19 protein-coding genes are annotated in these 23,065 nt (G+C 61.8%); 11 read left to right on the forward strand and 8 right to left on the reverse strand.

The genetic code is table 11. The features are described from left to right. The first annotated feature begins 149 nt into the window (after positions 1-149). Entirely contained in the window at positions 150-1,340 is a 1,191-nt protein-coding gene (locus FJ977_RS01680) for a hypothetical protein (protein WP_140767971.1), read from the forward strand. A 115-nt stretch (positions 1,341-1,455) separates the two neighbouring features. On the opposite strand, the gene aspS is transcribed toward FJ977_RS01680, so the two are convergent. Both aspS and FJ977_RS36600 read right to left on the reverse strand, forming a co-directional pair. After that, positions 1,456-3,246, reverse strand: a complete 1,791-nt coding sequence (gene aspS / locus FJ977_RS01685) for an aspartate--tRNA ligase (RefSeq protein ID WP_181179639.1) — start codon at positions 3,244-3,246, stop codon at positions 1,456-1,458. Positions 3,247-3,444: 198 nt separating this feature from the next. Continuing rightward, positions 3,445-4,098, reverse strand: a complete 654-nt coding sequence (locus tag FJ977_RS36600) for an invasion associated locus B family protein (RefSeq protein WP_140767976.1) — start codon at positions 4,096-4,098, stop codon at positions 3,445-3,447. Between the two features lie 185 nt (positions 4,099-4,283). Between FJ977_RS36600 and FJ977_RS01695 the strand changes: the two genes are divergently transcribed. The 6 genes from FJ977_RS01695 (at position 4,284) to FJ977_RS01720 (ending at position 12,200) form a co-directional block, all read left to right on the forward strand. Further along, positions 4,284-4,646 carry a hypothetical protein gene (locus FJ977_RS01695; RefSeq protein ID WP_140767978.1) on the forward strand — a complete coding sequence of 121 codons (363 nt, stop codon included), beginning with the start codon at positions 4,284-4,286 and terminating at the stop codon, positions 4,644-4,646. Positions 4,647-4,866: 220 nt separating this feature from the next. Then, positions 4,867-5,721 carry a CsgG/HfaB family protein gene (locus tag FJ977_RS01700; RefSeq protein ID WP_140767980.1) on the forward strand — a complete coding sequence of 285 codons (855 nt, stop codon included), beginning with the start codon at positions 4,867-4,869 and terminating at the stop codon, positions 5,719-5,721. Between the two features lie 255 nt (positions 5,722-5,976). Next, positions 5,977-10,776 carry a hypothetical protein gene (locus FJ977_RS01705; protein ID WP_140767982.1) on the forward strand — a complete coding sequence of 1,600 codons (4,800 nt, stop codon included), beginning with the start codon at positions 5,977-5,979 and terminating at the stop codon, positions 10,774-10,776. Between the two features lie 70 nt (positions 10,777-10,846). Then, on the forward strand, positions 10,847-11,239 hold the full coding sequence (locus FJ977_RS01710; protein WP_140767983.1) for a hypothetical protein: 393 nt from the start codon (positions 10,847-10,849) through the stop codon (positions 11,237-11,239). 44 nt (positions 11,240-11,283) lie between these two features. After that, positions 11,284-11,889, forward strand: coding sequence for a hypothetical protein (locus tag FJ977_RS01715; RefSeq protein WP_140767985.1), 606 nt, complete (start codon positions 11,284-11,286; stop codon positions 11,887-11,889). A gap of 44 nt (positions 11,890-11,933) precedes the next feature. Then, complete coding sequence (locus FJ977_RS01720; RefSeq protein WP_140767987.1) at positions 11,934-12,200, forward strand: curli assembly protein CsgF; 267 nt, start codon at positions 11,934-11,936, stop codon at positions 12,198-12,200. A gap of 59 nt (positions 12,201-12,259) precedes the next feature. On the opposite strand, the gene FJ977_RS01725 is transcribed toward FJ977_RS01720, so the two are convergent. After that, positions 12,260-12,661: a hypothetical protein gene (locus FJ977_RS01725; protein ID WP_181179491.1), complete on the reverse strand. Its 402-nt coding sequence runs from the start codon at positions 12,659-12,661 to the stop codon at positions 12,260-12,262. A gap of 449 nt (positions 12,662-13,110) precedes the next feature. On the opposite strand from FJ977_RS01725, the gene FJ977_RS01730 reads away from it, so the two are divergent. From FJ977_RS01730 to FJ977_RS01740, 3 genes are all read left to right on the forward strand, one after another. Further along, entirely contained in the window at positions 13,111-14,355 is a 1,245-nt protein-coding gene (locus FJ977_RS01730) for an MFS transporter (protein WP_140767991.1), read from the forward strand. Positions 14,356-14,430: 75 nt separating this feature from the next. Further along, on the forward strand, positions 14,431-15,582 hold the full coding sequence (gene rnd, locus FJ977_RS01735; protein ID WP_140767993.1) for a ribonuclease D: 1,152 nt from the start codon (positions 14,431-14,433) through the stop codon (positions 15,580-15,582). A 14-nt stretch (positions 15,583-15,596) separates the two neighbouring features. Then, a complete protein-coding gene (locus tag FJ977_RS01740; RefSeq protein WP_140767995.1) occupies positions 15,597-16,631 on the forward strand; it encodes an acyltransferase in 1,035 nt (344 codons plus the stop codon). A 7-nt stretch (positions 16,632-16,638) separates the two neighbouring features. On the opposite strand, the gene FJ977_RS01745 is transcribed toward FJ977_RS01740, so the two are convergent. From FJ977_RS01745 to guaB, 3 genes are read right to left on the reverse strand one after another with little or no spacing between them, the layout of a single operon-like run. Continuing rightward, entirely contained in the window at positions 16,639-17,058 is a 420-nt protein-coding gene (locus FJ977_RS01745; RefSeq protein WP_140767997.1) for an MAPEG family protein, read from the reverse strand. A 25-nt stretch (positions 17,059-17,083) separates the two neighbouring features. Continuing rightward, positions 17,084-17,707 carry a hypothetical protein gene (locus FJ977_RS01750; protein ID WP_140767999.1) on the reverse strand — a complete coding sequence of 208 codons (624 nt, stop codon included), beginning with the start codon at positions 17,705-17,707 and terminating at the stop codon, positions 17,084-17,086. Further along, positions 17,658-19,160 (reverse strand): IMP dehydrogenase, encoded by a 1,503-nt coding sequence (guaB, locus tag FJ977_RS01755; RefSeq protein ID WP_056562604.1) that lies wholly within the window; start codon positions 19,158-19,160, stop codon positions 17,658-17,660. Before guaB ends, FJ977_RS01750 begins: the two co-directional genes overlap by 50 nt. A 304-nt stretch (positions 19,161-19,464) precedes the next feature. Here guaB and FJ977_RS01760 point away from each other — a divergent pair, with 304 nt between their 5' ends. Then, positions 19,465-20,886 carry an MFS transporter gene (locus tag FJ977_RS01760; protein ID WP_140768001.1) on the forward strand — a complete coding sequence of 474 codons (1,422 nt, stop codon included), beginning with the start codon at positions 19,465-19,467 and terminating at the stop codon, positions 20,884-20,886. Between the two features lie 66 nt (positions 20,887-20,952). Here FJ977_RS01760 and FJ977_RS01765 read toward each other — a convergent pair whose 3' ends face one another. Together FJ977_RS01765 and FJ977_RS01770 are read right to left on the reverse strand one after the other, a co-directional pair. After that, a complete protein-coding gene (locus FJ977_RS01765; protein WP_140768003.1) occupies positions 20,953-21,675 on the reverse strand; it encodes an RlmE family RNA methyltransferase in 723 nt (240 codons plus the stop codon). After that, positions 21,672-23,036 (reverse strand): Ppx/GppA phosphatase family protein, encoded by a 1,365-nt coding sequence (locus FJ977_RS01770; RefSeq protein ID WP_140769659.1) that lies wholly within the window; start codon positions 23,034-23,036, stop codon positions 21,672-21,674. The genes FJ977_RS01765 and FJ977_RS01770 overlap by 4 nt, the downstream gene beginning before the upstream one ends. Positions 23,037-23,065 lie beyond the last annotated feature (29 nt).

Below are 23,065 nucleotides of genomic sequence, written 5' to 3' on the forward strand. Positions count from 1 at the left end.
TCTCAAATGGCGTTCGGATCGGGTTTGCCTTTCACCGCGATTTTTGACCATTGTGCCGGGACATGCCTTTTTCCCGTCCAGTTCGTCACGGAATGGTGATGGCGCGAAGAATTGAAAAACAATTTCAGGACACTCTCAGGGACCTTGCGATGACAATCAAACGCTCAACTCTCCGGAAATTCGCTCTTTCGACCTTCCTGTTCACACTGCCGCTGAATGCGGCCCTTGCCCAGGACGCGGCCGTTGCCGATCGGCTGAAGGCGGCGCTGGCGGCCCAGGGCGTGAACATTTCCTGGACCGGCGTGACCGGCGACAACACCAGCATGGTGCTGCAGGGCGTGTCCATCAAACCGGCGGCGGAAAAGGAAGCCCTGCCGATCGGCGACGTCAAGCTCGAGGGCGTGACCGAGGCCGATGGCGGCTACGACATCGGCACCGTCTCGACCTCCCCCTTCGAACACAGCAAGGATGGCGTCACCCTCAACCTGAGCCCCTTCGTCATCCACGACATGACGGTTCCGGCCGAAGGCGCCACCGGCCCGCTGGGCTCGCTGCTGATGTACAAGTCGGCCGAACTCTCCAACATGACGGTCAAGGTCGCCGACAAGACCGCCTTCTCGATGGACGGGCTTGCCATCCAGATCACGCCGCCCGCGGACGGCAAGGAGATGGAATTCACCGGCAATACGGAAAAGTTCACGGCCGATCTCTCGCTGGTCGAGGATCCCAAGTCCAAGGAAGTCATCGACGCGCTCGGCTACCAGAACATCTCCGGCAATCTCGCAATGGCCGGCACCTGGCAGCCCTCGGACGGCAAGATGGAACTGTCGAAATATGACATCTCCGTCGAAAATGCGGGCACGCTCGGCATGACCTTCGATCTCGGCGGCTATACGTTGGACTTCGTCAAGTCGCTGCAGGAGATGCAGAAGAAGATGGCGGCTCAGCCGGAAGGCGCCGACAATTCGGCGCAAGGCATGGCCATGCTCGGCCTCTTGCAGCAGCTTTCCTTCAACAGCGCCTCGATCCGCTTCGACGACGATTCGCTGACCGGCAAGGTGCTGGAATATGTCGGCAAGCAGCAAGGCATGTCGGCCAAGGACATCGCCAACCAGGCCAAGGCGATCGTGCCGTTCGGCATGGCGCAGCTCAACAATCCCGAACTGACGGCGCAGGTGACGGCAGCGGTCAGCAAATATCTGGACGACCCGAAGAGCCTCGAAATCTCGGCCGAGCCGCCGGCATCGGTGCCGTTCGCGCTGATCATGGCAGGCGCCATGTCCAACCCGCTCGATCTGCCGAAGACGCTCGGCGTGGCCGTAAAGGCCAACGAAGACTGATCGAACGGCCTCAAGATACGAAATAGCCCGGCAGCGATGCCGGGCTATTTTTTTGGATTAGTGAATCGAAAGAATCGGTTCCGACTGTTCTTTAAGTGCGGTCCGAAGCCCGCGATCAGGCGTCCTTCTTGGTCGGCGCGACGCGCAGGGCCAGTTCGCGAAGCTGCTGCGGCGAGGCTTCCGACGGTGCGTTCATCAACAGATCATAGGCCTGCTGGTTCATCGGGAACATGGTGATCTCGCGCAGGTTCTTGGCGCCAACCAGCAACATGACGACGCGGTCGACGCCCGCCGCCATGCCGCCATGCGGCGGCGCGCCGTACTGGAAGGCGCGGTAGAGGCCGCCGAAACGCTCCTCCACCGTGGCGCGGTCCAGCCCGACCGTCTCGAACGCCTTGACCATGGTTTCGGGCAGGTGGTTGCGGATGCCACCGCTGGCGATCTCGAAGCCATTGCAGACCATGTCGTACTGGAACGCCTTGATGCCGAGCAGATCCTCGCCGTTCAGCGCGTCGATGCCGCCCTGCGGCATCGAGAACGGGTTGTGGGCGAAGTCGATCTTTTTCTCCTCCTCGTTCCATTCGAAGAACGGAAAGTCGACGATCCAGCACAATTCGAAGCGCTCGCGGTCGACGAGGTTCAGTTCCTCGCCGGCGCGCGTGCGCGCCGCTCCCGCGAAGGAGACGAACTTCTTCGGGTCGCCGGCGACGAAGAAGGCGGCGTCGCCGTCGGCAAGGCCGAGTTGCTGCCGGATCGCCTCGGTGCGCTCCTCGCCGATGTTCTTGGCGAGCGGGCCGGCGCCTTCGAGCTTGTCGCCTTCCTTGCGCCAGAAGATGTAACCCAGCCCCGGCTGGCCCTCGCCTTGCGCCCAGGAGTTCATGCGGTCGCAGAAGGCGCGGCTGCCGCCGGTCTTGGCGGGAATGCCCCACACCTCGGCCTTCGGGTCGTTGGCCAGGATGTTGGCGAACACCTTGAAGCCGGAATCGCGGAAATGATCGGAGACGGCCTGCATCTCGATCGGGTTGCGCAGGTCCGGCTTGTCGGAGCCGTATTTGCGCATGGCGACATCATAGGGAATGCGCTGGAACTTCTGCGTCACCGGCTTGCCGTTGGCGAAGGTCTCGAAGACCGCGCGGAGGACGGGCTCCATCGTATTGAGCACGTCGTCCTGCTCGACGAAGCTCATTTCGAGGTCGAGCTGATAGAATTCGCCGGGCAGACGGTCGGCGCGCGGGTCCTCGTCGCGGAAACAGGGCGCGATCTGGAAATAGCGGTCGAAGCCCGACACCATGATCAGCTGCTTGTACTGCTGCGGCGCCTGCGGCAGCGCGTAGAAGGTGCCGGGATGGATGCGCGACGGGACGAGGAAGTCGCGCGCGCCTTCCGGCGACGAGGCAGTCAGGATCGGCGTCGAGAATTCGGTGAAGCCGACATCGTTCATGCGCTTGCGCATCTCGGCGATGATTTTGGTGCGCGCCACGATGTTCCTGTGCAGCGTGTCGCGGCGCAGGTCGAGGAAGCGGTACTTCAGCCTGATGTCCTCGGGATAGTCCGGCTCGCCGAACACCGGCAGCGGCAATTCCTTGGCCGCCGACAGCACCTCGATCTCGCGGGCGAAAATCTCGATCTCGCCGGTCGGCAGGTTGGCGTTGACCGTCTCCGGAAAGCGCGCCTTGACCTCGCCATCGACACGGATGACCCATTCGCCGCGCACGGTCTCGGCGACCTTGAAGGCCGGCGAATCGGGATCGGCGACGATCTGGGTCAGGCCGTAGTGGTCACGCAGGTCGATGAAGAGCAGGCCGCCATGGTCGCGCACGCGATGCACCCAGCCCGACAGGCGAACGGATGAGCCGACATCGCTCTTTCTCAACTGGGCACAGGTATGGCTGCGGTAACGGTGCATGGTCATTGGTAAAGTCCGGGGTGCTGGGTGGCAGGCCGAAGCATCAAAGCCCGGCCCAAAATTTGCGCGAAAAGCGCATGGGAGGCCGGATTTGTCAAGGCGAGCACCCGCGCGCGCCCTCACCCACCCGAGCCTCTGGCATCATGGAGCCAAGGCGGGTTCGTCAGTCACGCAGCGTTATGCGCCACCACCGTCCGATCAGTTGGTGGTGCTGATCGATGCGTAGGCTTCGGCAAAGGATTTTGCCGGCAATGGCAGCTTGATGGCCTGGCCATCCGACGAATAGATGAGTGCGGCGCCATCGGTGCCTTTCTGCAAGGCCTCTATGAGCGGTTGCGGCACCTCCCCCTCGACAAGACATCCTTGCGCCGTGCAGCGGCTGATCGGGAAGGCGTTGCTATACGCGCCGACCTTGATCGTCACGCCCTTCTCGATGGCGAGACCGAGCGGCACGGCCATTTGCATCCGGGCGCCGCCTTTCGCCGGCCTGGCAATCCCCAACACCAGCGCGATCTGATCGCCGACGGCCGAACGCACGATGACCTGGCAATTCGGCTTGGCCGCTTTTTCCAAGCATTCTGTCTTCCATGTCCCAAAAACCGACGCCGCCTTGGCCGGCTGAGCCTCGCGAGCGGCAGGAGCTTCCGCTTTTCGCGCGCGCGGTGCGGCTAAGGGAGCATTCAAAACGGGCTGTTGATCGGACGGTGCCTTGTCGGGCAGGCCAATTTGCCGTTCCGGTACGATCGGCTCGACGATCGTGTCCAGGCCCTGGCGGCCTTGGGATTGTGCAAAGGCCGGGACGGACATCGCGGTAAGGAAAAGAGCGGACAAGACATAAATCGGGCGCATCATCGTCAGATCCTGCTTTAGTATGAGTGAGTTGTTTAGGCCACTCTAATGCCAAACAAGCAGAACAGCCAGCCGCTTCGACAGCCAGCTTGACAGGGTGTCATCGAGGGACGACTTTCTGGCCAGGACAATAGAATTTCGTCCAGCTACAACACTTGTAGAGCAAGAACCGAGGGGAGAGTTTCAGCTTGGATCGATTTTTCGGGAAGGCGTTCATCCTCGCCATGTCAAGTATCATGGCCGTATCCGCCGCTTCGGCCGATGCCTATGTCAACCAGCTTGACCAGAGCACAGGCGGCCAGGGGCTACAACAAATGAGCACGGGCACCGGGCCGGCCTATATCCAGCAACTGCCCGCGGATTCGCGCCCCGCGGTCGTTCGCCCGCAGAAAAACCGACCGAATGCAGCCGCCCAAAGCCGGGCGCACGAACTGGCGGCCAGGAAACGGTTTGCCTATCCCAATGTCGGCCCTGGTGTTTCGTTGGCACTGGCGGCCGCAAACGCCGACAAGCAGATGCCGACAGTCGGTCGTGGTGTCGTGAAGCGTTGATCAAATAAAAGGTGAATTACAGCTAATTTAATTGCTGCTAATATATGTTTTATAGCCTCGAAAACCGCCCATTTCAAAAAAAGTCAGCCACAAATTAACGTTAAATCGCGCTAAAGTAGCAAATACTCTTGTAACCCCCCAGGCGAAACGCTAATGCTTAATAGGGCGTTAACGCAGGAGTGGCCGGATTTAGTCGGTCACGTGCGTGGGGGGAATATAAATGCATTCATTCAAGGTTGCGGGCCTTTTGGCCCTCACTGGCCTTGTGTTGTCAGGTTGCCAAACCGGCCAACAACTGCCGACACCTCCCGCTCATCTCGAATCCCTGACCAAGACAACCCATAGATTGTCCGATGTTCCCGCACCGGCCGTGCCTGTGGATGTTGCCGTCTACGATTTCCCGGACTTGACCGGGCAAGCAAAGCCCAACGAGAACTTCGCAGAGTACAGTCGCGCGGTGACGCAAGGCGGTGCCAACATCCTCATCGATGTGTTGAAATCCGCAGGTCGCGGCAACTGGTTCCGGGTGGTCGAGCGCGGCGGATTGAAGAACCTGGTCCAGGAACGGACCCTGATTGAGAACACACAGCGTGCTTACGGGAAGGGACTGCCCAACCTTCCTCCTGTTCGCTTTGCCGGCCTGATCCTGGAAGGTGGCATTGTCGGCTATGACTCGAACGAGCAAACCGGAGGTGCGGGAGCGCGCTATCTCGGCATTGGCGGCGATGTAACCTACCGGTCCGATCTGGTGACCATATCGCTGCGGGCCGTGAGCGTGCAGACCGGCGAAATACTTGTCTCCACGACAACGTCCAAGCAGATCTATTCCTTCGAGGTTCGCGGTGGCGCCTATACATTTGCCGCGCCGACGGAGTTGCTCGAGGCCGAGATCGGAACGTCCTACAACGACCCGGGCCACCTGGCGGTGCGTGAAGGAATGGAACTCGCTGTCTATTCCCTCATCGTACAGGGAGTGAAGCAAGGCCTCTGGAAACTGAGTGACCAAAGCCGCGCCCCGGCACTCATCGGCGAATTCGCAAAGACCTATGCGAAGACAGAGCGACCCGGATCCTGAGGTCGTCGCCACCCGGATCCCACACGATCTCTTCAAATTGACAATCGCAAGTACAGACAACTCAAAAGTATTGTTAAAATTTTAAATTCCAATTCCGGCGAGATGTCTGGATTAAATCCACGATTCGCGCGGGTGATTCGCCAATTCCTCTTCCTACCATTTACCTATTAACGAATTTTTAACAAATTAGACTTGCGCTTCTCTGAAAATGCGTATTAGCTGACGCTTGGGAACCTGACCGTTTGGGCGGTCAGGTTGGGTCTATGGTTTGCTTCTAGAGCTCCATCAAAGGGGGATTATCGAATGACACGTTCCAGACTTTTCCGCGCCGGTCTCTTGGCCAGCGCCGCGATCATGCCGATGGCGGGAGCCGCCTTGGCCGACAACACCGCCTTCATCGGCCAGCTCAACAACAGCAATTTCGCTTACCTGTCGCAGGTAGGCTCGAACGATGGCTTTATCTACCAGCATGGTACGGGCAACTTCTTCCTGCCGCTCGATGGTTCCAACAACCCGACGGTAGCGCAAACCGGAACCAACCTTCTCGGCGTAGAGCAGCTCGGCGATGCCAATTTCATTGGCGGGGTGTTTCTCCAGACCGGCAACAACATCGCCGGCCTCGCCCAGTTCGGCGACCACAACCTGGTCAACCGATTCCTGCAGACCGGCGACAACCGTGGCGCCATCTTCCAGGGCGGTCACGCCAACCTTGCTCAGAACGAGCAGCAAGGCAGCCACAACGACACCGGCATCATCCAGTTCAATCCGGATTCGAACAAGGTCGGCAACTATGCCTTCAGCACGCAGCTGTCGGGTCCGAATGTCACCGCCTCCGATTCTTTCTCCGGCATTCTGCAGGGCGGTTCCAACAACGTTGCGTCGAACGCGCAGAGCCAACAGAAAGGCTCCACCGCGACCATCGCGCAGGGCGGCGAGAACAACCAGGCCTACAACAGCCAGTTCATCGACGCCTACAACACTGGTCCGTTGATCACTCAATATGATATCGGCCATGGCAACGAGGCCGGCATCGTGCAGGTCGGCAAAGACAATCTCGGCATCAACAGCCAGGATTCGAGCACGAGTGGTCTGGTCGCCATTGTCCAGGGCGGCGAAGGTAACAAGGGCTACAACCTGCACACAGGCGGCACCGACAACGACGCGGCCATCGCCCAGTTCGGCGACAACAACACGGCGACGAACCTTAGCCGTGACGGCGGCCACCTCGGCACCGGCAACAAGGCCGGCATCCTGCAGGTCGGCAACAGCAACAACGCGGTGAACAATTCGAAGAACGGCTTCGGTGACGTCGCCGGCATCGTCCAGAATGGCGATGGCAATACCGCCTTCAACAGCCAGGTCGGCGCCGCGAACGACGTTTCGACAGACGGCGGCACCACTGGCGCGACCGCGCTGATCCTGCAGAACGGCAATGGCAACGGCGCCACCAACCTGCAGACGGCGCAGATCGAGGGCGGCAACAACAAGGCCGGCATCATTCAGAATGGTGGCAGCAACGCGGCCCTCAATTCCCAGGACGCGGGCAAGAGCAATGTCGCCGGCATCCTGCAGCAAGGCGATAGCAACCAGGCCACCAACCTGCAGGACGGCGGGTCTGTCGCGGCTTCGGCAGGCGTGGTTCAGATCGGCAGTGGCAATGTGGCCCTCAACGATCAGACGAATGTCGATCCGACCTCGGCTTTCATCATCCAGGGCGGCACCGGCAATACCGGCGCAAACGTCCAGACCAATGTCGTCGATTCGGATGCGCTGATTGCCCAATATGGCAGCAATCCGAACGCCAACCTCGCCGGGAACTCACAGACCGGCGTGAAGAACAATTCGGCGAACATCCTTCAGGTCGGCACAGGTCCCGGCCTTAACACGGCAACAAACGCCCAGAGCGGCAACTCGGCCAATTTCGGCATCCAGAACGTCGCCGGTATTGCGCAATTCGGCACCGGCAACACGGCCGGAAACGTGCAGATCGACCCGAACTACAGCAATGCGGCAATCCTGCAGGTCGGCAGCGGAAACACCGGGCTCAATGTCCAGAACAACCCGTCCACGGCGTCCGCGGCCATCGTCCAGGGCGGTACGGGCAACAGTGCCGGGAATGCCCAGACCTACGGCACCGGCAACGCTGCCGGCATCGTACAGGGCGGCTCGACCAACGTCGCGGGCAACACTCAGTTGCATGGCTGGTACAACGACTCGCTGATCATCCAGGGCGGCACCGGCAATGGCGCCGTCAATTCGCAGACCGGCGGCAACGAGAACCAGGCCGGCATCGCACAATTCGGCGATGGCAATCAGGCTATCAACACGCAGAACGACACAGTCGGCGACACCAGCGGTGGGGTCGACGTGGCGGGCATCCTCCAGGTCGGCAATGGCAATGGTGGCGTCAATCTGCAGACAGGCGGCCAGGGTAACACGGCCGGCATCGTGCAAGTCGGCGCCACCAACTTGGCCGCGAACACGCAGACCGGGGGCTCCGATGCGACGGCTCTGATCGTGCAGGGCGGCACCGGCAACGTGGCGGCCAACGTGCAGACCAACGTCGATCCGACGTCCGCCGCGATCATCCAGGCCGGCACCGGCAACGGAGCGGTCAACACGCAGGATACCGTCATCAATTCGAACGCCCTGATCGTTCAGGGTGGCAACGGCAACTATGCCAGCAATACGCAGTCGGTCTACACCGCCGTCACGCCCAATATCCCCGGTGACACGCTGAATGCCGCAACGATCCAGGCCGGCGATGGCAATATCGCCGTCAACTTCCAGCAAGGCGGCAACAACAATGCCGGCATTGCACAGGGCGGCACGACCAACGTTGCATCCAACGTACAGGTCGGAGCTGACTTGAATGCCGGGATCGTGCAGCTCGGCACCTCGAACGTCGCTACGAACACGCAGAACCTCACAGGTAAAGACAACGCGGTTATCGCCCAATTCGGTACATCGAATGCCGCCGCCAATCTGCAGACCGGGGCATCGCCGCTGGCCGGCACATTCGCGAACGCTGCCATCGTGCAGGGCGGCGACCACAACACGGCCTCAAACACCCAGGTGAATGGCGGCCTCGTTTCGGCGGGCTTGCCTAATCAGGCGGGCATCGCACAGTTCGGCTCGACCAATACTGCCGCCAACTACCAAAAGGACGGGTACAACAACCAGGCCGGCATCATCCAGGTCGGCTCCAACAACATCGCCGGCAACGTTCAGACGGGCCTGACCACCGAATATGCGGACGACACTGGCAACACGGCTGTCATTGCCCAGTTCGGCGACGGCAACACCGGGTCGAACATCCAGGCCGCCGATGCGACCCACGCCGGCCTGTCGGCAGGCATCCTCCAGGCCGGAAACGGCAATGAAGGCTACAACGTCCAGACCGGTGGCAAGGACAATTCGGCCGGCATCGTGCAGGCCGGCAACAACAACAAGGGCACCAACCTGCAGTATGGCGGTTCGACGGAAGCATCCGCGGCCATCGTCCAGCTCGGCAGCGGCAACGTCGCGCTCAACGACCAGAACGGTGTCGATCCGACCTCGGCCCTGATCGTCCAGGGCGGCACCGGCAACGTCGGTGCGAACACCCAGACCGGCGTCACCAACTCCAGCGCGGCTATCGTGCAGTTCGGCACGTCGGCAGGCGCCAACCTTGCCGCCAACACACAGACCAACGTCGACGGCAGCTCGGCGCTTATCCTGCAGGGTAGTGACGGAGGCGCCACCAATCTCGCCTTCAACGTCCAGAATGGCGTTCAGGACTCGAGTGCCTTCATCGCGCAGTACGGCCACGGCAATGGCGCCGTCAACACCCAGCAGAACGGCAGCTCAGGCGTCACTGCGGCTGTCGTTCAGGTCGGCAACAACAACCAGGCGTTCAACACCCAAGGTAATTCGCAGACGGTTACCCTGGGCCTGCCGAATGGCAGTCAGAAGCTTGGAGAGTTCAAGCAGTTTGGGTTCTTTGGAGATACTTATGAGTACGGATTGCAGTGGTCAAATGCCGGTCTGACCGGAACCGACGATGCGCCTGCTCAAGAATCGATCGCAGCGGTCATCCAGAACGGCAATGGCAACTTTGGCTCCAACAGCCAGGTCGGCAAGGTCATTATTCCGGGCAACGTGACGGCTCATGCGACGGTGTCGGTCTGGGCTTGGAAGAAGTCCAACCACTCACCAGCGAGCCCAGCGCTTCTGGCCGCCGCCAATGCGCTGGTCGGCCCCTCGCTCTCCGCGGCTGCGGTGGCTGGGCTGCAGTCGGTTGGCAACGCGCTTCCTGAGGTCGTCGTTCCGACCATCGCGTCGGCAGCGGCCATCGTCCAGGACGGTGACGGCAACTTCGCGACCAACTCTCAGGTTGGCGCGGCGGCTTCGCTGGCGGCCAGCATTCAGGTTGGCGACGGCAATGCTTCCGTCAACTCGCAGGAACTGACGGCAGGCGTGCTCGCCGGCACCTTCCAGCAGGGCAACGGCAACCTGGCCGTGACCACCCAGCAGGCCGCCGTGGCTTCGGCCGCCGGCACGATCCAGAGTGGCAACCACAACCAGGCCTTCACCACCCAGTCCGGCGATCTCGATCTGACGAACATCGACTCGCTTGACGACGTGGCGAACCTGCAGGTGGCCTCGACCGACCTGTCGCTGACCACCCAGATCGGTGACAGCAACCTGGCCATCACCTCGCAGAAGGGGTCGAACAACCAGTCGGCGACAATCCAGCACGGTAGCCAGGATTGGGCGGTCACCGCCCAGTCGGGGACCGGCAGTTCGTCGCTGATCGTGCAGGATGCGAACAACTCCGGTGCCTCGGTGCTGCAGTCGGGCTCCTCGCAGTCGTCGCTGGTCGCCCAGGCCGGTGATTACAGCTTTGCCTACATCATCCAGGACGGCAGCTCGAACAGTTCGACAGTGCTGCAGAACGGCGTCGGTGCCGGGTCGAACCCGAACATCGCCTCCGTCACCCAGCACAACAGCGGCAACAACTCGCTGGTCTTCCAGTCCGGTCGCGGCAATGTCGCCGCGGTCGTGCAGAACTAGGCTTGCAACGATGTGGGGCGCTTCGGGCGCCCCACATCCCTTTCAACCCGATAGGCAAGGGAGGCTGCGGATGGCTTGGAATACCGGCTTTCTGGCAAGTGCCCTTGTTCTCGGCGGCAACACCGGTGCTTTTTCCATGGATAGCCAGACCCTTGACGCCAGGATCCTCGACAGTCGCGTCGTGAAGTGCGGCGTCACGATCGAAAGCGGCGCCATGACGAGGATCAGGCCGTTTATCGAAACGAGCGAGAGCCTCGCCGGCAAGTTCGCCATCACGGTGCATGGGCGGTCGGGGACGAACACGAATTTCACCAGCCAGACCGTCAGTTTCCCGGGCAACAACCTGATCGCCATCGGACAGCCGAGCAGCATCAGCATCGAGATGATCGCCACATCCGGAGGCACGGAACTATGCCGGCTCTCGGAAAATATCGACTTCGACGCGCCGGGCACCCGGACCTGACAAGCTTGCAACCGCACGCCTACGGGCAGCGCAAGGAGAGACAGATGGGTAAACTGGGCAGATGGAGCAAGGCGCTTGGGCGCGCCGTGGCCGTTTCGGTCCTTGCGCTGGTTGCAGCGTCTGCTTCGGCCGAGGACCTGCTGGTCGAGAATTCGCCGGACGCCAAGGCCACGCTCAATGTGCTGATGCAGCCAATCAGCCCGTTCATCCTGGGCCAGGCGCAGACCACGACATCGATCGCGCAGATCGGCGATACCAACCACGCCATGTCTTCAATCGACGGCGCCAGCAACCTGTCCTCGATCAACCAGGCCGGCAGCAACAACCGCGCGGTCCAGTCGATCCAGGGCAGCAACTCCGCGCTTCTGCTGGTACAGGGCGGCACCAACAACAATGTGCTGCAGGCCAGCCAGGGCGACCGGAACTTCCAGCTTGTCGGCGTTTCTGGCAACAACAACAGCGTAGCCTTCCTGCAGAAGGGAAACGACCTCGCAGGCGCTCTCGATGTGACCAATGCCAGCAATTCTACCGTCCTGGCAATCCAGACGCCACAATCCGGAAACTACCTAATGCCCACGGGCCTTCGCGGCTTGCAAAATGCGGTCGTCGTCATCGTTCCGGGCCGCATGTATGTCATTCCCAAGAAGTGATGCGGTTGGCCGCTGATTGATCCTAGTGAAGAAGGAGATTGACTATGTTACGCACCATCGTGCTCGCCGCTGGCATCGCGGCAATCGCCGCGATCGGAACCTCCACGGCGTCGGAACTCGTCTACAAGCCGGTCAATCCGACCTTCGGCGGCGATCCGCTGAACGGTAACTGGCTGCTTTCGCAGGCGACGGCGCAGACGGCGGGTGGCGGCTCTCCGGGATTCTCCATCGATTTCCCCGATTTCGGTGGCATCCCGCAGCCCAATCCGGATCCGACGGATCTGCCTCCCGTCAACGGAACGGGCAACTGAACCCCAACTGGAATCGAAAAGGCCGGGAAGACCCGGCCTTTTGCTTGAAGTTGGCGAATTCAGCGCTGGTGGATGATCGCCACGTTGCCGCGTCCCTGCTGGAAAATCAGCGCCTGATGGCCTGAGCCGCTCTGCGTGATGGAGGCGGTGTTTTCCAAGCCGATCTGGCGGATGAGCCCGACATTGCCGACGCCATCCTGCGTGATCGAGGCATTGTTGGCATCGCCATCCTGCCAGACCAATCCGAGATTGCCTTGGCTCGGCCGCAAGGCAGACATCGCCGTAGCCACCTGGAACATTGGCTTCACGATATCTTCCGTGCTCATTGTTGCGAATGAGCGCGAATACGAACCGGATCCGATCTGATTTACGTAAGCCGGAGAATAAAAATCCGACGCCTGTACGTTTCCAGACAGCAATACTGCCGTGGAAACCGCATATATTGTTGTTTTTATTTTCATGTCCCTGCCCCCTGTTATAAAGCAGACGATACATGACATGCGATAATTTAGCGTTTAGCGCCATGATGTGTGATTCGTTAAAATTTCGAGGCGGATTTTATGTAGTGTCCGGCGATAGCGATGTCGGCTTGAGCCATGCGGTTCGGTCCGCCCAAGGCTTTCGAGCGAGGTGCCGTTGAAGATTGCATGCCTATCCTCAGCGACGTTTAGCAGGATGTTGTGGATACGGTTGCCAGACGGCGGCTGAAGACCGTCGACACCCCCGGGCGCAGAACGTTCATTCCCCGCAGGCACTGTCCGGGAGCGGGCTGAATGGAAAGGCATCTGTCAAATCGCATCCGGCGATTCTCTAAATCCGTGGGCTCGCATCCTGAACAGCGCGGGAATTGCCGCTGGCATTGATGGAGGCAATGGTTCAAGAAGGGATCACTGATACGTGATCGCCTTTCATGTCCTCCATCCGCCCGCTGATCCCGCTTCTTCTCGCCGCAGGCATCCTGCTTGGCGGCAATGGGCTGCAGAGCACGCTGATCGCGCTGCGCGGCGCGCAGGAGGGGTTTTCCGCTTCCGACATCGGCCTTATGGGCACTTTCTATTTCGCCGGCTTCCTGCTCGGCTGCCTGGCCATCACCCGCATCATGAAGGCGGTCGGCCATATCAGGGCGTTTTCGGCGCTGGCCGCGATCGCCTCGGCCGGCACCCTGCTGCTGGTGCTGGTCCTCGATCCGGTGATGTGGTGCGCGGTGCGCTTTGCCGGCGGCTTCTGTTTCGCCGGTTTGTTCACCATCGTTGAAAGCTGGCTGAATTCCGGCGTCAGCAATCACGACCGCGCACGCGTGCTGGCGATCTACCGGATGGTCGACACCGGTTCCGTAACCGGCGCTCAGTTCCTGATTCCGATCTTCGGCGCCGGCGGCTTCACCATCTTCGCCATCATGTCGATCATGATCACGCTGTCGCTGGTGCCGGTGTCACTCGGCGACCGCTCCAACCCGACACCGCCGGAGGAGGTCAAGCTCGACCTGGCGCGCGTCTGGCGCATTTCGCCGCTGGGTTGCTTCGGCTGCATTGCCGTCGGCGTCACCAACAGCGCCTTTCGCACCCTGTCACCGGTCTATGCCGAGCAGATCGGCATGTCGGTCGCCGATGTCGTTACCTTCGTCAGCGTCGGCATCTTCGGCGGCGCCATCATCCAGTATCCGCTGGGCTATCTGTCCGACCGCTGGGACCGGCGCCGGGTGCTGTTGATAACGACCTGCTGCGCGATGCTTTCGGCATTGGCGCTGGTGTTCATCGCCGGCAGCAATCCGCTGCTCAACTTCGTCATCATCTTCATCTTCGGCTGTTTCGCCATGCCGCTCTATTCGCTGTCGGCCGCGCATTCCAACGACCGCGCCGACACAGGCGAGTTCGTGCTGATCAATGCGGCGCTGATGCTGTTCTACTCCTTCGGCGCCATTGGCGGTCCGTTCGCGGCCTCCACGGCGATGCAGTATTTCGGGCCGAGCGCGCTGTTCGTGTTCAGCGCCATCGTCTATGCGATCTTCATCGCCGTCATCCTCTATCGCATGCAGGCCCGGTCCGGCGTGCCCCTTGGCAAACGCAGCCGCTTCACCGCTCTGTTGCGCACCTCCACCATTTTCGCGCGGCTGGCCAGACGGAATGGTGATTCAGACGACCCGGGAAGCCCATGATAGAGGCGCCAAAGCTTGACGAAAGCCTTTCCGGCTGAAATCTAGGAAGACCTTACTCCTGCCAAAAGCGATTTGATGCACGTCATCACCACCCAGAAAGAACTCGAGACCGTTCTCGCCGCTTTCGAAAAGTCGGATTTCGTCACCGTCGACACCGAATTCATCCGCGAAACGACCTTCTGGCCCATCCTGTGCCTGATCCAGATGGCGGCCCCAGGCGTGACGGCGCTGATCGATCCGCTGTCGCCTGACATCGACCTGGCGCCCTTCTTCAGGCTGATGGCCAACGAGGCGGTGGTGAAGGTCTTCCATGCCGCCCGGCAGGACATCGAAATCATCGTCCATCTCGGCGATCTGGTGCCGCATCCGGTGTTCGATACACAGGTCGCCGCGATGGTCTGCGGCTTTGGCGACAGCGTTTCCTACGACCAGCTCGTGCAGCGCATCACCGGTGCGCGGCTCGACAAATCTTCGCGCTTCACCGACTGGCGCCACCGGCCGCTGTCCGACAAGCAGCTCGATTACGCGCTGGCCGACGTCACCCATCTGATCGAGGTCTATCAGCACCTGAGCGCCGAATTGACACGGGAAAACCGCGCCCACTGGCTGAACGAAGAGATGGATGTGCTGACCTCGCGCGAGACCTACGATCCGCATCCCGAAGACGCCTGGAAGCGGCTGAAGATGCGGCTGCGCAAGCCCCAGGAACTGGCGATCGTGCAGGCCGTGGCGGCATGGCGCGAGCGCGAGGCCAGGGAACGCGACGTTCCGCGCGGCCGCGTGCTCAAGGACGACGCGATCTACGAGGTGGCGCAGCAGGCGCCGGGTGACGCGGCGGCGCTTGCCAAGCTGCGCACCACGCCCAAGGGCTGGGAGCGCTCCTCGACGGCGACAGCCCTGCTTGGGGCAGTCAATGCCGCACTGGCCTTGCCCAAGGAGCAGATGCCGAAACTGCCGAAGAACTTTCAGCCGCCGGAAGGCTCAAATGCCGCGGCGGAACTGTTGAAAGTGCTGCTCAAGATCATTGCCGAGAAGCAGGGCGTGGCCTCGAAAGTATTGGCATCCAGCGACGACATCGATCACATCGCGGCCGAGGGCGAGGACGCCGATGTGCCGGCGCTGCAAGGATGGCGGCGTGCCGTGTTCGGCGAACAGGCGCTGAAGCTGGTGCGCGGCGAGATCGGCATCAAGTTCGACAAACGCAAGATCGCGGTGTTCGACCTTTAGAGGCTTTCTGGCCGATGGGTTCGGATCAGGATGAGAACCGACGATACGAGGTGATCGACGCATTGCGCGCAATCGCCGTGATGCTGGTTTTGATCTTCCACTACACGTCCCGCTTCCCCGCCGACTACATCCGGTTCGATCACCAGATGGAACTGCCGTGGCAAGGGGTGGTTGGTGTCTACCTCTTTTTCATCATCAGCGGCTACTGCATCGCGATGACAGCCGAGCGGGCTGGAACCGTGTGGATGTTCTGGCTGCAGAGATTTACGCGGCTGGAGCCCGCGCTCATCGCCTGCATCGCGGTTACGCTGGTCGTGGTTGCGGCTTTGGGGCTTCCGGGCAGAGACGTTTCAGCGCTCGACGGCCTGGAAAACGCAAGTTGGGTACCCTTGTTTGTTCCAACGCCGCTTGTCGACGGCGCCTATTGGTCGCTGCTTGAGGAAGCAAAATTCTACTTTGTGTTCGGCCTGATCTTCCATCTCTGGCCAGATCGTGTTCTCGCACTCTTCACCGGCTTTACCGTTCTGGGTGCGATTGCACAGTTTTCAGGGTTGTGGAGTGACCATCAGGCCTTGGTCTATCCCTTCAAGGGCATCGCCACGTCCTATTTTTTCTTCCCCTACAGCCTCTTCTTTTTGATGGGCATCGCGGCGAGGCGATCGACCCGGGCTGTCCAGACGGTCGTGACGGCCGGGTGCCTGGTGGTCGTCATCAAGCTGTGGGGCGACTCATCATTCAGTGCCTGGGTCATCACGCTTTCAATTCTTGGTGTCATCGGGGTTCAGTTGCGCGATATCAAGATCTGGCGAGGCGTGAGCTACATCGGGTTGATCAGCTTTCCCCTGTATCTTCTGCACCAGAATGTCGGTGTCGCAATCATACGATGGCTGGCTCCGTGGATCGGCTCCCCGTATGTCCGGATAGGCATAGCGTTCTGCACCGTGGTGGCCATTGCCGCGTTCATCGCATGGGCGGTCGAGCATAGATTTCGACGGAGGATCGAAATCCATGCGGCACGCTTGATGTCGAGGACCGCGACCTCGGCGTGACTCTATCTCAGGCCACACCCAGCAGATGCAGGGCGAACCAGATCCAGCCCAACAGGATAATCACGGCTCCAAAAGAGAAAGAGCGGCTGCGCAGCAGCAGATTGTTGCTGGTCAGATGAACCCAGGCGTGGAAGCAGCGCGAGGCGACAAAAATCCACATCAGCGCCAGGGTCAGATAGTTGACGCCGTTGGTGACATGCAGCGTCAGGCACAACACATAGAAAAGCACCGGCAGTTCGAACTGGTTGCTGAGATTGGCGGCAACGGTGACGCTGGAAGCCGGCTCGGTCGAGCGGACCTTGTATTGACCAACCTTGGCCTCGCCTGACTTGACTGCGCCATATCTGCGACGACCCAACACGCCGTAGACGATGTAGATCAGCAGCACATGCGCCAGAACCGGCCAGAAGATCGCGGTCTGGTTCATGACGTTTCCCCTGCCCTGTCCAGCATCAAGCCTGGGGTCTCTGGCCCATAAGCCAGAAAGCGGCGATGACGACCACCGGTATGGCAAGAAGCGCGAATTTGGTGACGATCAGCGACGAAGCGAAAGACAGCGAATCCGGGTTGGCCGACAGGAAATCGGACAGAAGGCGGGCCACGGCGATATTCTGGGCATAGTCGGCAAGCGTATAGGGCAGCACCAGCACCAGCGCGAAGATCGACTGCACCTGCGGCGGTAGCACGCGGAAATTCTTCAGGCGCCGGCCGGAGGCCAGGATCAGACTCACCAAGGTCAGCGACAGCAGCGCCGGGAACAGGAGATCGAAGGTGAGGTAGTGCCAGACGAGAATGATCTCGCCGCCGCGCCGGCCGAGCGCCGTCAGCCAGGCCATGCCTTCGTCGGGCGTGAAGCCGAAATAACGCATGTCTAGCGACGGCAGCCCGCCGCTCAACTGACGGAAATAGAAGAATTCCATCAGCGTCATGGCGATGAAAACCGACGCCGACAGGAAACAAAGCGCTGCCGCGTGACGAGACAGCCGCAGGATCGTCGCTGTCAGGCTTCGCCCGAGCCCGTATTGCTCAGGCTCCGCCGGGATAGTTCGGGCTTTCGCGGGTAATCGTGACGTCATGGGCGTGGCTTTCACGAAGTCCGGCGTTGGATATGCGCACAAAGGTGGCGCGCTCGCGGAAATCGGCAAGGTCGCGGCCACCAACATAACCCATAGCGGCTTTTAGCCCGCCTGCAAGCTGATGCAGCACGCCAGACACAGGTCCTTTGTAAGGGACCTGGCCTTCAATGCCTTCCGGCACCAGTTTCAGCGTGTCGCGGACCTCGGCCTGGAAGTAGCGATCGGCCGAGCCGCGCGCCATGGCGCCGACCGAACCCATGCCGCGATAGGCCTTGAAGGAGCGGCCCTGGTGCAGATAGACCTCGCCCGGGCTTTCGTCGGTACCGGCCAGCAGCGAACCGATCATGGCGGCGCTGGCGCCCGCGGCGAGCGCCTTGGCAAGGTCGCCGGAATATTTGATGCCGCCATCGGCAATCACCGACACACCTGATTTGTGCGCCGTCTCGACGGCCGACATGATGGCTGAAAGTTGCGGCACGCCGACGCCGGCAACAATGCGGGTGGTGCAGATGGAGCCCGGGCCGATGCCAACCTTGACGGCGTCGGCGCCGGCGTCGATCAGCGCCTGCGTGCCTTCGGCGGTGGCGACGTTGCCGGCCAGGATGCGAACCGAATTGGAGAGCTTCTTGGCACGCGTCACCGCGTCCAGCACGCGCTGCGAGTGGCCGTGCGCGGTATCGATGACCAAAAGGTCGACGCCGGCCTCGATCAGGCGCTCGGCACGCTCGAAGCCGTCGTCGCCAACGCTGGTGGCGGCAGCCGCGCGCAGGCGTCCCTGCGCATCCTTGGTGGCGTGCGGGTTGAGCTGCGACTTCTCGATGTCCTTGACGGTGATCAGGCCAACGCAGTTGCCCTTCTTGTCGACGACGACGAGCTTTTCGATGCGGTGCTGATGCAGGAGCCGCTTGGCCTCGTCCTGGTCGACATTCTCCTTGACCGTGATCAGGTTCTCACGGGTCATCAATTCGTAGACCTTCTGCGCCGGATCGGAGGCGAAGCGCACGTCGCGATTGGTCAGGATGCCGACCAGCCGGCCGGTCTTGTGGCCGCCGGTGCCGCCGTTCTCGACCACCGGAATGCCCGAGATCGAATAGGTGCGCATCAGGGACAGCGCGTCGGCCAGCGTGGCGTCGGGGCCAATGGTGACCGGGTTGACCACCATGCCCGATTCGAATTTCTTCACCTGCCGCACCTGTTCGGCCTGTTCGGCCGGCGAGAAATTGCGGTGGATGACGCCGATGCCGCCGGCCTGGGCCATGGCGATGGCAAGACGCGCCTCGGTGACGGTATCCATCGCGGCGGAGAGGATCGGCACGTTGAGGTCGATGTCGCCGGCAATGCGGGTGCGGACATCGGTTTCGCCGGGCATGACCTCGGAATGACCCGGCTGCAAAAGCACGTCGTCAAAGGTCAGCGCCAGTGCGCCGGTGGACGTTTCGATGATTTTTGCCATGGCCAGCCCTTTAGAATGCGGAAAAAGCGCTGGACCGGGATGGACAGCGCCGACTCGTTCTTCCCTTTCAGGATTGGCGCTGGCTGGTAACACGTCGCGGCGCGGATGAAAAGCCGATCGTTGCATCGCACAACAGCGTTATCGCGTGACCTGGGGCCACCACTGGTTGCGGTCGCACAAAAGTGACAGCAAATTAACACGACATTGGTGTCCAGCCGTGATAACCGCGCCCCTGTGTCGGCTCCCTCCCTTTTCTTTCTTAACGAGAATTGGGCCGAAAAGAAAATTTGAAACGGTCACGCTCGTGAATCGCACCATTCCGCTCATCCTGGCGGTCGCACTTTTCATGGAGAACATGGATTCGACCGTCATCGCGACATCGTTGCCGGCGATCGCCATCGACATCCATACCAGCCCTATTGCCCTTAAGCTGGCGCTGACGGCCTATCTGGTGTCGCTGGCCATCTTCATTCCGATCAGCGGCTGGATGGCCGACCGTTTCGGCGCCAAGAATATTTTTCGCGCCGCGATCGCGGTGTTTATCGTCGGTTCGGTCGCCTGCGCCTTGTCAGGTTCGCTGCCGGCCTTCGTGGTGTCGCGCTTCCTGCAAGGCATCGGCGGCGCCATGATGACGCCGGTCGGGCGCCTGGTGCTGGTGCGGGCCACGCCCAAGAGCGACCTGGTCGCCGCCATGTCCTGGCTGACAGTTCCGGCATTGGTCGGACCGCTGGTCGGTCCACCGATCGGTGGCTTCATCACCACCTACTTCACCTGGCACTGGATTTTTCTGATCAATGTGCCGATCGGCCTGATCGGCATCTGGCTGGCCACACGCTTCCTGCCGGAGACCGAATCGATGGAGACGCCGCCGCTCGATTTCGTCGGCTTCGTGCTGAGCGGGGTGGCTGCCTCCGGTGTGGTGTTCGGCCTGTCGGTGGTCAGCCTGCCCTATCTGCCGCCGGCGACCGGCTTCATCACCGTGACCGTCGGGCTGCTGTCTGGCGCGCTTTACCTGATGCACGCGCGCCACGCCAGGAATCCACTGCTGGCACTCGAACTGTTCCGCAACCAGGTGTTCCGCTCGTCGGTGCTTGGCGGCTCGCTGTTCCGCATCGGCATCGGGGCGGTGCCGTTCCTGCTGCCGCTGATGTTCCAGATCGGCTTCGGGCTGACGCCGTTCCAATCCGGCATGATCACCTTCGTCTCGGCGATTGGTGCCATCGGCATGAAATTCGTCACCGCGCTGATTTTTCGCGTTGCGGGCTTCCGCCGCGTGCTCATCGTCGGCTCACTGGTCGCCGCCGCATCGATCGCCATCTACGGCCTCTTCACCCCCGAAACGCCTTACGTGCTGATGCTGGCCATATTGCTGGTTGGCGGCTTCATCCGCTCGATGTTCTTCACCGGCGTCAACGCGCTCTCCTATGCCGAGGTGTCGGCCGAGGACACCAGCAAGGCAACTCCGATCACGGCGGTGTTCCAGCAGCTGTCGATCGCGCTCGGCGTGGCGCTCGCCGGCGGCATTCTGGAGGTCTCGACCTCGATCCATGGCGGCCCGCTGACGCTGGGCGATTTCCATATCGCCTTCTTCATCGTGGCGGCGGTGTCCGCGACGGCATCGCTGTCGTTCATGCGGCTGGCGCCCGATGCGGGCAACGCCGTCTCCGGCCATGGCCGGCTGACAACGCCCAAGACGCTGGAACCGGTGAGATCGCCTGGGGAATGAGCGGCGCCGAGCGCCCCGCCTCACTTCATCATCCTAGGGCGAAGCGACGCAAAGCGTCGCGAAGACCTAGGATGACGAAGTCACTGGTGGCTCTCGCCCCTTGAAGTCTTTCGCCAGCAGATAAAGTTCGACCGATTCATCACGCGAGGCCGGCGGCTTCACGTGATGCACGGAGCGGAAATTCTTCTTGAGCATCGAAAGCAGCTCGTTTTCAGCGCCGCCCTGGAAGGTCTTGGCCAGGAAATGCCCGCCCGGCTTCAGCACGGACAGCGCAAAATCGGCCGCCACCTCGCAAAGATGCATGGTGCGGATGTGGTCGGTCCGCTTGTGGCCGGTGGTGGGCGCGGCCATATCGGACAGCACGACATCGGGATCGCCGCCCAGCGCCTCGGACAGCTTGCGCGGCGCATCCGGATCGAGAAAATCCATCAACAGCACCGGCGCGCCGGGCACGGCATCCATCTCCAGGTAGTCGATGCCGACGACATGCGGATTTTCCGCCGTCGACTTCGTGCGCGCGGCCGCGACCTGGCACCAGCCGCCGGGGGCAGCGCCGAGATCGATCACCTTCATGCCGGGCTTCAGGAGATGGTGCTTGTCGTCGATTTCGATCAGCTTGTAGGCGGCGCGCGAGCGGTAGCCGTCGGCCTTCGACCGCTGGACATAGGGATCGTTGATGTGGCGCTGCAGCCAGCGGCGCGACGATTCCTTCAGGCCGCTCTTTTTCTTGATCCGCGTCCTCAGCACACGAATGCCGGCGGACCCTGGGTTTTCCGGTTTCTTGGTCATTGCCGGCCACCACGCCCATCGTTGCGCCAGACGCCGTCATCGGCCATCAGCTCGCTCAATATACCTTCGCGCAGGCCACGGTCGGCGACGCGCAGCCGTTCCGACGGCCAGACGGCGCGTATCGCCTCCAGGATAGCACAGCCGGCCAGCACCAGATCGGCGCGGTCCGCACCGATACAAGGGTTGGCGCAGCGTTGCTGGAAATCCCAGCCCACCAGTCTCTCCACCATGCGGTCGACGCTGTCTCGGTCCATCCACAACCCGTCGACCCGACGCCGGTCGTAACGCTCGAGATCGAGGTGAACACCGGCCAGCGTCGTGACCGTGCCAGAGGTGCCGAGCAGGTGGAAGTTGGGGCTGGCCTTGAGATGGCTCAGCCGGTCGCGGCCATCGAAAGTGGCCAGCCGGCCGGCGACGTCGTCGACCATGGCGGTGAAGATTTCGCGCGTCACGGTGCGGCCGCCAAAGCGCTCCGCCAGGGAGACGACGCCGACCGGCAGCGACGTCCACGAGACGATGTGGTTGGCCAGACGTGGGGAACGGCGGCCGGTGAGATCGATCAGCGCGATTTCGGAAGAGCCGCCGCCGATGTCGAACAGGACGACGCCCTGCGTGTCACGCTCGACCAGCGAGCCGCAGCCGGAAACCGCCAACCGCGCTTCGGTCTGGCGGTCGATGATCTCGAGCTTCAACCCGGCCTCGCGCTCGACGCGTTCAAGAAACTCGACGCCGTTCTCGGCCGAGCGGCAGGCTTCCGTGGCGATCAGCCTGGCCTTCCTGATCTTGCGGCTGCGCAATTTGTCGCCGCAGACCTTCAGCGCCTCGACGGCGCGGTCCATCGCCGGCTTGCCGAGCCGGCCATTGGCGGTGAGCCCCTCGCCCAGCCTGACAATGCGCGAGAAGGCATCGATGACGCGGAACTGGCCATGCCGCGTGGGAACAGCGACCAGCAGCCGGCAATTGTTGGTGCCGAGGTCGAGGGCGGCGAATACGGGAAGCTCGTGCAGCGGCGGCCGGCGAGTGCCCTGCTCGTGGCGCGGTGCTTGGAGAACGGGCGAGATCGCTGGGCCGGCCGGCTGCTGCCTCGACTCCACGGCCGAAGCGGCAGCCTTGCCTGGCACCGGCGATCGATTGTCCTGCGCTTCGTCGCGCGCGAAAACCTTGCGCCCGCGCCTTCGCTTGCGCCGCTTCTTGGGTTTGCCCTTCTGGTGATGGGTCGCATCGCCCGTCTGCCCGTCGGCGGAGCGCGGCTCCGTCGGGCGGCGTTGCTGCCAACCGGCTGTCCCCGAGCCCGATGGCCCTGGGGAAGCGCTGGACGCGCCCACCTCCGACGCACCTGCGCCGGTGTCGCGGTCTTCCACTGTCGTTCCTTCCGGCGCCGCGCGAACCG

Origin of the sequence: Mesorhizobium sp. B2-1-3A (genome assembly GCF_006442655.1) — a bacterium.
GTDB lineage: Bacteria > Pseudomonadota > Alphaproteobacteria > Rhizobiales > Rhizobiaceae > Mesorhizobium.